A 14077-nucleotide genomic window follows, 5' to 3' on the forward strand; every position below is an offset into this window, starting at 1 on the left:
GATGAAACACACTTTTGTTTTATTTCTCTCTCTTATTCTGCTTATTCTGCCCGGATGCTCAGCAGAGAAAAGCTCAGCAGATACCGCAAAAAAGACGTTAACCATTTATTCCACAATGTCAACCGACAGTGAAAGAGATACGTTCAGAAAACTGGCGGCAGCATTCGAAAAGGAACACAGTGACATTCATGTCAGCCTTCATTTCCCAGGCAATGACTATGAAAATATGATGCGTGTCAGAATGGCGGCCAATGATTTGCCTGATTTATTCGATACACATGGCTGGGGGAAAATCAGGTACGGAGAATATACAGCGGATCTCCGGGAGATGGAATGGACTCAGGATCTCGATCCCAATTTAAACAGCATCCTCAAAAATAAAAGCGGAAAGGTGTATGCCTATCCGATCAATCAGGCAAAAGACGGGCTGGCGTATAACCGTAATATTTTAGACCGTTACGGCATTGATCCGCCGGAAACCATGGATGACTTTATCAAAGCGCTGAGAACGATTAAAGAAAAGAGCAAGGGAAAGATTGTGCCCTTCTGGTTTGCCGGCTATGACAAAAGCTCATTCGCTCAATATTACGACCAATTCGCTACACCTCTTCTCATCACAGACCCTGCCCATAATGAAAAAAAACAGCTCATCAACGGCACTTTTCAATGGAGTAAATTCACTTATTTGTCAGAAACCCTCAAACAAATGCAGAAAGAAAAATTGATGAATATCGACGCCGTCACGGCAAAAAAATCACAGCTTATTGAATTAATGGCCCAAAACAAAATCGCCTTTACAATGCAAGGCGGCACACTCGGCCAAGACGTTGCCCAGATCAATCCGAACGTCAAGGTCGGCATTATCCCGACACCTGCCATACATCCCGGTGATGCCCCAATATGGATCGGCGGTGAACGATACACGCTTGCAGCATGGAAAGATTCGCCTCACTTAGAAGAGGCAAAAGAATTTATCGCATTTATGGCCCGCCCGGCCAATGCCAAACAAATGGCTGAGGCCACATCGCTTCCTTCAGGGCTGACCAATGTGAAGGCTGATATTTTCTACGCAAATGATTATGAGCATTATCAAAATGTCAAAGTTGAGCCTTACTTCGACCGTTTATACTTGCCAAACGGAATGTGGGACGTCCTGGGCACGGTCGGACAGGAGCTTACGGCTGACATTTTGGCGCCTCAAGACATTTCGAAGAAGCTGGGAAGAGAATATAAACGACTCCGGGAGCAATCGGAAACACAGGGGGCTGAAAACAATGAGTGAGATCGCAAGGGACGTTCATGTGAAACAGGTTAAGCCAAAAAAGCAGTCCTCACTTTGGTGGATGTACATTCCTGCTTTGCTTTCCGTTCTGGTCTTTATGATTTACCCGTTTGTGAAAGGCACATTGATTACCTTTACAAACTGGAACGGCTTTTCACAAGTCTACCAATGGGTAGGATTCGCGCAATATGAAAGGCTGTTTTCTGACCCTGACACGTGGCACATCTTAAAAAACACCCTGCTTTATGGGCTTGGCAGCACTTTTTTTCAAAATGTGGTCGGGCTTCTGTACGCTCTGCTCTTGAATCAAAGCATTAAAACGAAAGCGCTAACAAGAACAATTGTCTATTTGCCGGTGATGATCAGCCCGCTCATTATGGGTTACATTTGGTACTTTTTCTTCTCCTATGACGGAGGCGCGCTCAACGATTTGCTCGGTGTCTTCGGCATCAGCCCTATTAATGCGCTCGCCAGCCCATCGCTCAATCCATGGATTATTGTCATGATTAACACCTATCAATATGTCGGGATCGCTATGGTTGTCTACCTAGCCGGGCTGCAAAGCATTCCGAGAGATTACTATGAAGCAGCGCAAATGGATGGCGCGAAAAAAGGCCAGCAGTTTTTCACCATCACGCTGCCGCTGTTAATGCCCTCCATTACCATTAATATGGTCATTAACATTATCGGAGGCTTAAAGCTGTTCGACGTCATCATTGCGCTCACCGCGGGCGGTCCCGGAAATGCGTCACAATCCATGTCCACGTTTATGTATGATTTGTATTTCAAGCGACAGGATGCCGGCTATGCTGCAACACAAGGCATATTTATGGCATTTGTCATTTTGATCATCAGCTTTTGCGCGCTTGCGTACTTTAAAAGAAAGGAGACGGAAATGTCATGAGAGCCGCCCGTTCAAAAAACACGCGGATCATTACGCTTCTTGCCGCCATTGTAGCCTGTGCGCATTTTATTCCCTTTTATATTCTGCTGACTACTTCATTGAAAGCAAAAGGAGACTACAGTTCGAAATGGATATTTCCAGCCGACATCTCCTTTCACAATTTTTCAGAGGCGTGGGAGCGTGCTTCGCTAGGAAACTCTTTTATAAACACCATGATCATCACAGGTTTTTCTGCCTTGTTATTAATTATATTCGGCTCACTTGCCGCCTACCCGCTTGCCCGGCGGGAAACAAAACTGAATAAAGCCGTTTTTGCCTTGCTGATTTCCATTATGATCATCCCTCCGTTAACATCCATGGTCCCTTTGTACCGAATGGTCGTGGACGCCGGAATGGTCAATACACACGCCATCGCCATTTTGATCAATACAGCGGCTTACATGCCGTTAACCGTATTCTTGTATTCGGGCTTTATCCGATCGACCATTCCAAAAGAGCTTGAAGAAGCCGCAAGAATTGACGGCGCAGGGATGCTGAAAATCTTTTTTACGATTGTGTTTCCTCTGCTGAAGCCGATCACTGCAACCATCTGTATTATTTCTTGTGTTTTTATATGGAACGACTATCAATTTGCCATTTTCTTTTTACAAGATCAAAAGGTTCAGACATTAACAGTAGCCATGGCAGGTTTTTTCGGAGAAAACGCCAACAACCTGCATTTAGTTGCCGCAGCGGCGCTTATGGCAATGCTCCCAATGGTTGTTCTGTTTTTGGCGCTGCAAAAATACTTTATTGCCGGCCTGTCTTCCGGAGCGGTAAAGGGTTAACACTAAAGGAGGAAGCATTATGAAAAAGATTACATTTATCGGCGCAGGAAGCACGATTTTCGCCAAAAATGTGTTGGGTGACTGCCTGTTAACAGAGGCACTGAATGGGTTTGAGTTCGCGCTTTACGACATTGATCCCAAACGCCTGCAGGAATCCCAGCTCATGCTCGAAAATCTAAGAGACCGCTATAACCCGAGTGTGGCGATCAACAGCTATGATGACAGAAAACTTGCCTTGCAAAACGCAGGCTATGTCATCAATGCGATTCAGGTTGGAGGTTACAAACCGAGCACAGTCATCGATTTCGAGATTCCTAAACGGTATGGGCTGCGCCAAACGATCGCCGATACAGTCGGCATCGGCGGGATCTTCAGATCACTCAGAACCATCCCGGTCTTATTTGATATCGCTAAAGATATGGAAGAAATGTGCCCGGATGCGTGGTTTTTAAACTATACAAATCCTATGGCTTCTCTTACAGGCGCCATGCTCCGCTATACCAATATCAAAACAATCGGGCTCTGCCACAGTGTTCAAGTATGCACAAAGGATTTATGTAAAGCTCTCGGAATGGAGCATGACGGAATTGAGGAACGCATTGCGGGCATCAATCATATGGCTTGGCTTTTGGAAGTCAAAAAAGACGGCGCGGATTTGTATCCAGAAATCAAAAGGAGAGCGAAAGAAAAACAAAAAACAAAGCATCATGATATGGTGCGATTTGAATTAATGGATAAGTTTGGCTATTATGTCACGGAATCATCCGAACACAACGCAGAGTATCACCCGTACTTTATTAAACGGAATTACCCTGAACTGATCAGCGAGCTGCAAATCCCGCTCGACGAATATCCGAGAAGGTGCGTCAAGCAGATTGAAAATTGGGAGAAAATGCGGGATGACATTGTCAACAATAAAAACCTTACGCACGAACGCTCCAAGGAATATGGTTCTAGAATTATAGAAGCAATGGAAACAAACGAGCCATTCACCTTCGGAGGAAACGTCTTGAATACAGGACTGATCACCAACCTTCCTTCAAAAGCGGTTGTGGAAGTGACATGCGTCGCCGACAGAAAAAAAATTACACCGTGCTTCGCCGGAGAACTGCCTGAGCAGCTTGCAGCCTTAAACCGGACGAATATTAATACACAGCTGATGACAATCGAAGCGGCTGTCACACGGAAAAAAGAAGCGGTTTACCAAGCTGCAATGCTTGATCCGCATACAAGTGCGGAGCTTTCCATGAAGGACATCATTTCCATGTGTGACGATTTATTTGCAGCACATGGCAATTGGCTTCCGGAATACAAATAAAAACTAGGGGATCGCTCTCCCCTAGTTTTTTGGTTTTGTTTCGCCTTCCCAGGCCATCATGCCGCCTTCAACATTGACTGTTTTAAAGCCTTGCTCATCCAGGTACTTGCAGACGTTCATGCTGCGCATTCCTGAGCGGCAGATAAATACGTATTCTTTGTCTTTATCAAGGGTGTCCATTTTTTCAGGAATATCCCCCATGCGAATATGAACGGCTTGCGGAATCATGCCTTCCGCTACCTCTTCATCTTCTCTAACATCAATTAAATATAATTCTTCGTCCGCCTCAATTTTTTCTTTCAAAGCGGCTGTGCTGATTTCTTTTATTTCCAAAGAAAACACTCCTATTCACAGTGATCATGTTCAGTATATCAAAGTCAGCTGAACGATTGCTATTCTGAGACTGATGAAAAAAATCCCCTTTTGGCAAAGGGGATTTCTTCTAGGCTTAGTTTGCCACAATATTGACAAGCTTGCCAGGCACCGCGATGATTTTCCGAATCGTTTTGCCTTCAAGCTGCTCTTTGACCTTTTCATCAGCTTGAGCAAGCTGTTCCAGCTGTTCTCTCGTTGCATCGGCAGGAACCTGTAATTTCGCTTTTACTTTTCCGTTCAGCTGAACAACGATTTCAACTTCATCATCCACAAGTTTTGTTTCATCATATACAGGCCAAGCTTCGTAGGCAATTGTGCCGGAATGGCCAAGCTTCTCCCAAAGCTCTTCCGCTAAGTGTGGCGCGACAGGAGAAAGAAGCTTCACGAAGCCTTCCATATATTCTTTCGGCAGTTCTGTTGCTTTATAAGCTTCATTAATAAAGACCATCAGCTGGGAAATACCCGTGTTGAAACGAAGGCCTTCATAATGGTCTGTGACTTTCATGACTGTTTCATGATACACGCGCTCCAATGTTTCACCAGCGCCTTCAACGATTTTGCCATTAAGCTCACCGCTGTCTTCAACGAATAGGCGCCATACACGGTCAAGGAAACGGCGCGCACCGTCTAATCCTGATTCAGACCAGGCGATTGAAGCATCAAGAGGTCCCATGAACATTTCGTACAATCTCAGTGTATCAGCACCGTGAGAGGCCACGATTTCGTCAGGATTGACAACGTTCCCTTTAGATTTACTCATTTTTTCGTTGTTTTCGCCGAGAATCATTCCTTGGTTGTACAGCTTTTGGAACGGTTCTTTCGTCGGCACTACGCCGATATCATAGAGGAACTTATGCCAGAAGCGGGCATACAGAAGGTGAAGTACGGCATGTTCCGCACCGCCGATATACATATCGACCGGAAGCCATTTTTCCAATTTTTCTGGTGATGCCAGCTGATCCGGATTGTGCGGATCAATATAGCGCAAGAAATACCAGCAGCTTCCCGCCCATTGCGGCATTGTATTCGTTTCTCTTCTTCCTTTTTTCCCTGTCTCAGGGTCTGTGACTTCCACCCACTCTTTAATGATCGCAAGCGGTGATTCGCCCGTTCCGCTCGGTTTGATTTCATCCGTTTTCGGCAAAATCAGCGGCAGCTCCTCTTCCGGGACAGCTGTTGACGTTCCGTCTTCCCAGTGAATGACCGGAATCGGCTCGCCCCAATAACGCTGGCGGCTGAAGAGCCAGTCACGAAGGCGGTACGTCACTTTCTTCTCGCCGTTTTTCGTTTCTTCCAGCCAAGCGATCACTTTCTCAATCGCTTCCTGTTTGTTAAGACCGTTCAGGAAATCAGAGTTCACATGCTCGCCGTCGCCAGTGTAGGCTGCTTCCTCAATGTTCCCGCCTTTTACGACTTCCTTCACCGGAAGGCCGAATGTTTTGGCGAATTCAAAATCACGCTCATCGTGGCCAGGAACAGCCATGACAGCACCTGTTCCGTATGATGCAAGCACATAATCAGCAATCCAAATCGGCAGTTTTTCTCCGTCTACAGGATTGATCGCATACGCTCCTGTGAATACGCCTGTCTTTGTTTTTGCAAGATCCGTACGCTCAAGGTCACTCTTTGATTGAATTTCTTTGATATAAGCTTCAACAGCTTCTTTTTGCTCAGCCGTTGTGATGTTTTCCACCAATGCGTGTTCCGGAGCAAGGACAGTGTATGTAGCGCCAAACAGCGTATCTGGTCTTGTTGTAAACACCGTAAAGGATTCATCATGTCCATCTATAGCAAAATGAACGTGAGCGCCTTCCGAACGGCCGATCCAGTTGCGCTGCATATCTTTAATGCTTTCCGGCCAATCAAGCTCTTCCAAGTCTTCAAGGAGCCTGTCCGCATAGGCTGTGATTTTCAGCATCCACTGCTTCATTGGGCGTCTCTCTACCGGATGGCCGCCGCGTTCGCTCTTGCCGTCAATGACTTCTTCGTTGGCAAGAACCGTACCGAGCGCAGGGCACCAGTTTACAGGCACTTCGTCAACGTAAGCAAGGCCTTTTTCATAAAGCTTTAAGAAAATCCATTGCGTCCATTTGTAGTATTCAGGGTCAGTCGTATTGATTTCACGATCCCAATCATATGAGAAGCCAAGCGCTTGAATTTGGCGGCGGAAATTATCAATATTCTGCTTCGTAAACACAGCGGGGTCGTTCCCTGTGTCAAGCGCGTATTGTTCAGCCGGCAGGCCGAATGCGTCCCAGCCCATTGGATGAAGGACATCATAGCCCTGCATGCGCTTCATGCGGGACAGAATATCCGTTGCAGTGTATCCTTCAGGATGGCCGACGTGCAACCCAGCTCCAGACGGATAAGGGAACATGTCCAGCGCGTAAAATTTTTGTTTTTCATTATTATCAAGAGTGGCAAATGTTTTGTTTTCAAGCCAATATGTTTGCCATTTCTTTTCTATCTCTTTGTGCTGAAAACTCAAAGTAAAAACCTCCTTCTGATTGAATACGGCGTGTATGGTTCAAGTATTGACGGGAAGGAGAGGACTATATTCAGAATATTCCCAAACTAAAAAAAACTCCCTCATCCCTAAAAGGGACGAGAGACTTTCGTTTTCCCGCGGTACCACCCTCGTTAGCGCGGCATACACCGCACTCACTTGATACTTTTAACGCAGTTATGCGTCAGCGGCTTTTCACCGCTGCAACTCTGAGGTGAGTTCGGAAACAAACTTGATTGACTTTCACCAGCCGTCAACTCTCTGCAACAATATCTGTTTCTTACTGCTCCTCTTCATTGTTCTTATCGCAACCGTAATCTAACTGTATTTTATAGAATTCTGTTCATAAGTGCAAGCAGGTTTGTATACAATGGGAATGTACCCTGAACGGGCGAAGATTGAGGACAATTATTCGGGTGGAGTTTTGGTTTGACGTTTGGACTCGGCCGGTTCGCCGCCGCTGTTCATTTCTCTCACAAAGTCAAAACTTCTGAGCACAGCTTCACCGCCGTAGCCTGAGATAATGGATAAGATGACAAGTTGAATTCCTGAATCGGGGTCAGCGGATAGTACAAGTAAAATGGAAGCTGTCATTCCGATAAACCAATCTTCCAAAAATCCAAGGTAGATAAACCGCTTCGTCATTCTGGGCTTCTCCAGCCTGCCTCTCTTTTTAACGTGACCGAGAATCCCCATGATTCCTCCAATTACACAAGCAATAAGTACCTGATGCAGCATCTTCATCATCACCTTCCTAAAGCCCTTATTTCGTAAAGCGACTTCAGGCCATCCAGCCCCCTTAAACGATTCCGATGATTTTCGATATCTACATACTGGCAAATCTGAAAAAAGCTTGTTTCTTCCATTATATGTGAACACATGATCGGTAAGCTTGATGCATTGGATTCATTTTTCACCCAGTGACATTGACCTAGTTACCTATTTAGCATGTCAAAACCTTTCCGTTCATATGTTCATATTCTATTCTTATTTTTAGTGTATACGAGGACAAGCCCTAATGACAAACAACAAACTGCGCTTGCTTGAATCAGAACATGTGTTGTGCTAGGGTTACTGTAGAATTCATTTTAAAAAAGGGGAATATCAGGCTTTCGCATAGCAAGCTGACGGCCTAAGGGGGATTTATATGGCTAGTTTTCAATCATTTGGGATACCAGAACAGCTGGAAATCATCAAAAAAGCGCTTGATCACGCGCGAGTCGGTGTGGTAATTACAGATCCCGCACTTGAAGATAATCCTATTGTCTACGTCAATCAAGGCTTTGTTCAAATCACCGGCTATGAGGCCGAGGAAATTTTAGGAAAGAACTGCCGCTTCTTACAGGGGAAACACACAAACCCCGCTGAAGTAGACAACATCAGAACCGCTTTACAAAATAAAGAGCCAGTCACCGTTCAGATCCAAAACTATAAAAAAGACGGAACGATGTTCTGGAATGAATTAAATATTGATCCAATGGAAATAGAGGACAAAACGTATTTTGTCGGAATTCAGAAAGATATCACCGAGCAAAAAGAGTATGAAAAACTTCTCGAGGATTCCCTCACAGAAATTACTGCACTTTCAACTCCTATTGTCCCGATTCGCAATGGCATTTCGGCTCTTCCGCTAGTCGGAAACCTGACAGAGGAGCGATTTAATTCCATCGTTTGCACATTGACAAATATCTTATCATCATCCAAAGATGATTATTTGATCATTGATTTATCTGGATTGGCACAAGTGAACGAACAAACGGCCGACCAAATTTTTAAGCTGAGCCATTTGCTGAAATTGACTGGAACTGAGTTAATCATTACCGGCATTAAGCCTGAATTGGCCATGAAAATGAATAAATTGGATGCCAATTTTTCGTCGCTGAAAACATATTCAAATGTAAAGGATGCCGTTAAAGTGCTTCCGATTATGTAAAAAGATCCCGCTCATCCGGCGGGATCTTTTATTTATGAAGAGATTGATGCATGCTTTTTTGTTTCTTTAGCTGATTTTAGCCGTTTGTCATATAAAAGCGTAGTGGCAATACTGATCAGCAGCAATACCAATAAAGATAAAACAAGAGCCTTAATGCCGTAATGGTCGACAAGCACTCCTCCGAACAGAGGGCCAATCATTCTGCCGCCTGTCGCCGCGCTGTTGACAAAGCCTTGATAAAAGCCTTCTTTCCCTTTAGGGGCAAGCTGATTGGCAATCGTTGGTACCGCAGGCCAAACAAGCATTTCTCCGATCGTCAGGATCACCATCGCTGCCAGAAACATTGGAAATTGCTTTGCTGTCAGCAACATGCTGAAAGACACAATAAAAATGATAAAGCCGATGACCATTTGCGCTTTTAGCGACTCGGCCCATTTTTTCACCACAAAACCGACAAGCGGCTGGCCAAGCACAATGAGAATTCCATTAACCGTCCATAGCACACTGTATAAGGAAAGAGAGATTCCAATGCTTTGCGTGTACGAAGCAATTGTGGTGGACCACTGAGAATAAGCCAGCCATCCGAGTACATAACCTCCGCTTAAAATGATGAGCGCGGCAAATTTTGCTTTGCTGTTCACAGCATCATAATCAAGCACAGATGTTTGGGACGCATCTCCCGTCTGAATATTTCGAAATCCGAAATATACGATAAAGAAAAAGACCAGATACAATACGGCATTCGCCAAAAATACATATGAAAACGAGAAAGATGCAACGGCACCGCCAAGCGCTGAACCGACGGCCACACCTGCGTTTTGCGCGACGTATATCGCATTAAATGCCTTCCTTCCCCCTTCAGGCCATACCGATCCTGCCATTGCGTAGCTAGCCGGAAAAACAACACCGGAGCCAAAGCCCACAATCGTCAGCAGCACAATATAGGCTGGCCAATCATGAAAAAAGACAAGGCCCATCAGGCTTGCTAACGTAATCGCAATCCCAAGCATAATCGATTTAAAGCCGCCAATTTTATCAAACAAAAAACCGCCGCATAAATTTCCAGCTACACTGGCGCCGGAATTCAGCATTAGGACAAGTCCGGCTACTGTTAACGATTTTCCCAAATGGTTATGGATATAAATCGTATTCAGCGGCCATAAAAAAGAAGCACCCGTCACATTGATAAACATTCCAATAACTAATATTTTAAGAGCACGCGGCATACTCATCCCCCTTTCTTCCCTAAAAAAGCTCATGAAAAAAACGAAACCTAAAACGGCTCCGTATGAATCCAGTTATCATAGCACATTCATTCTATCTGTCTATCTCACATTTTTCAACTGATGAGCGTGAAAAAATCTAACAAATATGGTTCAAAAAATGTAAAATAAATAGAAAAAGGGGTAATAATATGGAAATGATATTAGCATTCTTAGGTTTTCTTGCATGTCTCATTTCGCTTGGCTACGGATTGTATCACCTCGCCAGATATGTTTTAAAAAAAGAAAAACGTTTCTCTAAAAAACTTTTTTGGCCGCTTTTGATAGGGGGCCTGGTGCTGCTCTTCACCGGGGCAGGCTTGTCAGAACCTGATGCTGCCGCAGCAAATGCTGAGAAAAAATATTCAGCGCTAAACGCCGAATATAAAAGTCTCACAAAAGAGCATGAGGAACTTGAGAAAGAATATAAATCTGTCAGCTCTGAAGCAAAGAAATTAAAGGACAATACAGATGATCAAGACAAGCTTGAGAAGCTTGAAAAAGAAAATCGCGAACTAAAAAAGACTCAGAAATCATTAAAAACTGAGTTGAAAGAGCTTCAAGAAAATCAACAGCAGCTCAAAGAAGATACAAAAACGGTAAAGGCTGAAAATGAAACACTCCGACAAGATAAAACAAAGCTTGAAAAGCAATTAAAAGAGGCAAATAGCCAAACTGCCAGTTCTCATGAAGACGCTGGAGGTTCTTCAAGCAATACGAATAAAAGTGATGAAACCAAGACAGCTGACAAAGCAGAAGGCTGTCATATCAAAGGAAGCAAAAACGGCATCTACCACACGCCAGGCAGTACATACTATGACCGGACAACCGATCCGGCGGAAATGTTTTGCTCAGTTGAAGAGGCTGAAGCCGCTGGTTACCGGGCGCCAAAACGATAAACAAAAAGCTCCAGAATGTCTGGAGCTTTTTCTGTTTCACAACGACGATTTAATGACCTTCTTATAATAAAGAACTGACAGAAAACCAAAAATGGAATAGAGCGCAGTATATAATACCATCACCATAATCATAGGCGTCCACACCTCTGATCCAAATAAGAACCAGCCGGATTGCACGGCAAAGTAACTGTGGAAGAGGCCGACAACCAGCGGAATGCCGAAGTTGTACATTTGTTTAATGCGTATCCCCTTTATCAGGTCGCCTTGCGTAAAGCCGAGTTTTCTTAAAATTGTATAGCTCGGTTTTTCATCTTCACTTTCTCCCATTTGTTTAAAATAAAGGATACATCCTGATGTGATCAGGAATGTTAACCCTAGGAAGCCAACGATGAACATCACGATACCAAACAGTGATTTTTGCGCAATGCTTGTATTCAGTCTTGATAAATGCTCGTTTTTCTTGTTTACCTGTTGAAAAAGTTCATTCGCTTTTTCCATTTGATCCTTATGTTTCACATTGATGCCAATAAATCTAGATTGCGCCAGCTGAATGCGGGGGTCTTTATCCTTGTCCAGCTGTTGAAACAGGCTGTCATCCACAATGACGGCAGGCATGCCCCCGCTTGTAAACGTATAGGACACAAGGAACTCTTCTCTTAATCCTTTATATTTTAATGGTTCCGTCTCATGCTTGCTTTTCACTTTAATAACACCAGAGTCCTTGAAAACCATTATTTTTTTCAGCAAGTCGGTGTATCCTGAAAAAACGGCTTCTCCAGACGCCACATCGACTCCTTTTACATCTTTGTCGCTAACAACAGCAAGCTGCATGTTGCTAGGATCACCCTGCATCTCTTTCGGAGTTCCATCCATGATATTTGCAATGTCAACATTTGCTTGCAGGACAGGGGTTACTTTTGTAACAAACGAGATGTTGCTTTCACTCAAACTGTTTTCAAATAACTTGGCATCTTTCTCGTTCATGAATGAAAAATCAGCCGCTACATTTTGTTCAGCGGTCTTTTCTGACGAGTAATACGAGATGTAAGCAAGAGATAACAGCCCGATCGCGAGCGCTGAAACGGTTGTAATAATCGTCAGCAGCAACGCGTTCGATTTCATTCTGAACATGATCGATGACAGTGACAGGACCTCAGAAATATTTAAGTAGCCGCCCTTGCTTTTTCGAATGATGTTCGAGATAAATGTAACCGAACCTTTATAAAACAAAAACGTCCCGATAATGACGCTCCCCAGAATAAAGCTCATCGCACCAAACAGTTCATTAATGGTCTTGAATTTTCCGCCAAACAGCTCAGAAGACACATAGTATCCTGTCAAAATCAGCACGATGCCTAAAGCGCCGATTATCATTTGGAAAAATGATATTTTCTTCACTTTGTCTTCAGTGGAGGACGTTACTTTAAACAAAGATAAAATACTCTGTTTTTTGATAAACGTATAATTCATGATCATAATCAAAAGGTAAATGCCGCAGAACACAATGACCGTTTGGACCAAGGCCTGCTCAGAAAAATGCAGCTTCGCATCCGCTTTGACATCGACAATTTTGAACAGAATCATCAAGACCAGCTTCGATATCGAAAACCCGGCCGCGACCCCCATCGCTAATGAACCGAAATACAGCATGACATTTTCTGCGCTTAAGATGCGAAAAATTTTATGCTTTGTCATTCCAATTAATTGAAACAGCCCGATTTCTTTGCTCCGTCTCTTAATAAAAATCGTATTGGCATATAAAATGAAGATCGCCACTACAGCCACAAGCAAAATCGAAGCGGTTTTAATAGCCGCGGCTCCCTTGATTGAACCCTTCACTTCGTTAATTGCTGGATCATACTGCAGCGTGACAAAGGCGAAATAAAGCGCCACGCTAAAGATGAGCGCAAACACATACAGATAGTAATTCCGAAGATTCTTTTTCAAATTTCGCAGGATGAGCTGATTAATGTTCATGCTGCACCCCGCCTAACACGCCTTGCGTTTTCATAATATCCTGGAAAAACGTTTGCCTATCCTGGCCCCCTTTATTCAGCTGTGTATACATTTGCCCGTCCTTAATAAAAATGACTCTGCCGCAGTAGCTGGCCGCGACAGGATCATGGGTGACCATAATAATCGTGGCGTTGCGTTTTTGGTTGAGCTGACTCAGCTTGTTTAATAAATCGGAGGCCGATTTCGAATCGAGCGCACCCGTCGGTTCATCAGCAAAAATAATACTCGGGTCATGAATAAACGCTCTTCCGGCGGATGTTCTCTGCTTCTGGCCGCCGGAAATTTCATTCGGGTACTTATCCCTTAATTCATATATTCCCAGTTCCTTTGCAACTTCCTCAAACTTACGATTGGCTTCCTTTTTTGACAGTTTCGTGATTGATAATGGCAGAAGGATATTTTCTTTCACTGTCAATGTGTCTAACAAATTGTAATCCTGAAAGATAAAGCCTAAATGCTGTTTTCTGAATTCAGCCAGCTGCTTTTCCTTCATAGCCGTCATGTCATTTCCATTAATATGAATGGTTCCGTGACTGACCTGATCGATTGAGGACAGTACATTAAGCAAAGTGGTTTTTCCTGACCCGGAAGCACCCATAATACTGACGAATTCGCCCTTTTCAATGTGAAGATCAATGCCCTTCAGCACTTCCTGTTTATTCAGCTTGTTTCCATAACTTTTTCGAATTTTATTCGCTTCTAAAATCATCATTTACGCAGTCTCCTTTATATTGGATAATCTCATTATAAAAAGG

12 protein-coding genes and 1 other annotated feature are annotated in these 14077 nt (G+C 43.9%); of the genes, 6 read left to right on the top strand and 6 right to left on the bottom strand.

Annotated elements, in window-relative coordinates; genetic code table 11:
- Position 1: 1 nt before the first annotated feature.
- The 4 genes from BFW96_RS17570 to melA are packed head-to-tail and all read left to right on the top strand — an operon-like array spanning position 2 to position 4331.
- Positions 2 to 1282 carry an ABC transporter substrate-binding protein gene (locus BFW96_RS17570; RefSeq protein ID WP_069840161.1) on the top strand — a complete coding sequence of 427 codons (1281 nt, stop codon included), beginning with the start codon at positions 2 to 4 and terminating at the stop codon, positions 1280 to 1282.
- Positions 1275 to 2186, top strand: coding sequence for a carbohydrate ABC transporter permease (locus BFW96_RS17575; protein ID WP_069840162.1), 912 nt, complete (start codon positions 1275 to 1277; stop codon positions 2184 to 2186). Before BFW96_RS17570 ends, BFW96_RS17575 begins: the two co-directional genes overlap by 8 nt.
- Positions 2183 to 3013, top strand: coding sequence for a carbohydrate ABC transporter permease (locus tag BFW96_RS17580; protein ID WP_069840163.1), 831 nt, complete (start codon positions 2183 to 2185; stop codon positions 3011 to 3013). The genes BFW96_RS17575 and BFW96_RS17580 overlap by 4 nt, the downstream gene beginning before the upstream one ends.
- Before the next feature lie 19 nt (positions 3014 to 3032).
- A complete protein-coding gene (melA, locus tag BFW96_RS17585) occupies positions 3033 to 4331 on the top strand; it encodes an alpha-galactosidase MelA (RefSeq protein WP_069840164.1) in 1299 nt (432 codons plus the stop codon).
- Positions 4332 to 4352: 21 nt separating this feature from the next.
- Here the strand turns inward: melA and BFW96_RS17590 are convergent, their stop codons facing one another.
- From BFW96_RS17590 to BFW96_RS17600, 3 genes are all read right to left on the bottom strand, one after another.
- Positions 4353 to 4664, bottom strand: a complete 312-nt coding sequence (locus tag BFW96_RS17590) for a rhodanese-like domain-containing protein (protein WP_014665058.1) — start codon at positions 4662 to 4664, stop codon at positions 4353 to 4355.
- A 115-nt stretch (positions 4665 to 4779) separates the two neighbouring features.
- The gene (gene leuS, locus BFW96_RS17595; protein ID WP_069840165.1) at positions 4780 to 7194 is read right to left on the bottom strand and encodes a leucine--tRNA ligase; all 2415 of its coding nucleotides are present in this window, start codon (positions 7192 to 7194) and stop codon (positions 4780 to 4782) included.
- A gap of 109 nt (positions 7195 to 7303) precedes the next feature.
- Positions 7304 to 7518 (bottom strand) — a binding site (T-box leader).
- 102 nt (positions 7519 to 7620) lie between these two features.
- Positions 7621 to 7956 (bottom strand): DUF4257 domain-containing protein, encoded by a 336-nt coding sequence (locus BFW96_RS17600; RefSeq protein ID WP_003223352.1) that lies wholly within the window; start codon positions 7954 to 7956, stop codon positions 7621 to 7623.
- A 403-nt stretch (positions 7957 to 8359) separates the two neighbouring features.
- On the opposite strand from BFW96_RS17600, the gene ytvA reads away from it, so the two are divergent.
- A complete protein-coding gene (ytvA, locus tag BFW96_RS17605; protein WP_069840166.1) occupies positions 8360 to 9145 on the top strand; it encodes a YtvA family blue-light photoreceptor in 786 nt (261 codons plus the stop codon).
- A 32-nt stretch (positions 9146 to 9177) separates the two neighbouring features.
- On the opposite strand, the gene BFW96_RS17610 is transcribed toward ytvA, so the two are convergent.
- Entirely contained in the window at positions 9178 to 10371 is a 1194-nt protein-coding gene (locus tag BFW96_RS17610; RefSeq protein ID WP_069840167.1) for an MDR family MFS transporter, read from the bottom strand.
- Positions 10372 to 10559: 188 nt separating this feature from the next.
- Here BFW96_RS17610 and BFW96_RS17615 point away from each other — a divergent pair, with 188 nt between their 5' ends.
- On the top strand, positions 10560 to 11306 hold the full coding sequence (locus tag BFW96_RS17615) for an LMBR1 domain-containing protein (RefSeq protein WP_069840168.1): 747 nt from the start codon (positions 10560 to 10562) through the stop codon (positions 11304 to 11306).
- A gap of 36 nt (positions 11307 to 11342) precedes the next feature.
- Here the strand turns inward: BFW96_RS17615 and bceB are convergent, their stop codons facing one another.
- Both bceB and bceA read right to left on the bottom strand, forming a co-directional pair.
- On the bottom strand, positions 11343 to 13283 hold the full coding sequence (gene bceB / locus BFW96_RS17620) for a bacitracin ABC transporter permease BceB (RefSeq protein ID WP_069840169.1): 1941 nt from the start codon (positions 13281 to 13283) through the stop codon (positions 11343 to 11345).
- The gene (bceA, locus tag BFW96_RS17625) at positions 13273 to 14034 is read right to left on the bottom strand and encodes a bacitracin ABC transporter ATP-binding protein BceA (RefSeq protein ID WP_014477722.1); all 762 of its coding nucleotides are present in this window, start codon (positions 14032 to 14034) and stop codon (positions 13273 to 13275) included. The genes bceB and bceA overlap by 11 nt, the downstream gene beginning before the upstream one ends.
- Positions 14035 to 14077 lie beyond the last annotated feature (43 nt).

Source organism: Bacillus sp. F56 (assembly GCF_001748205.1).
GTDB lineage: Bacteria > Bacillota > Bacilli > Bacillales > Bacillaceae > Bacillus > Bacillus stercoris.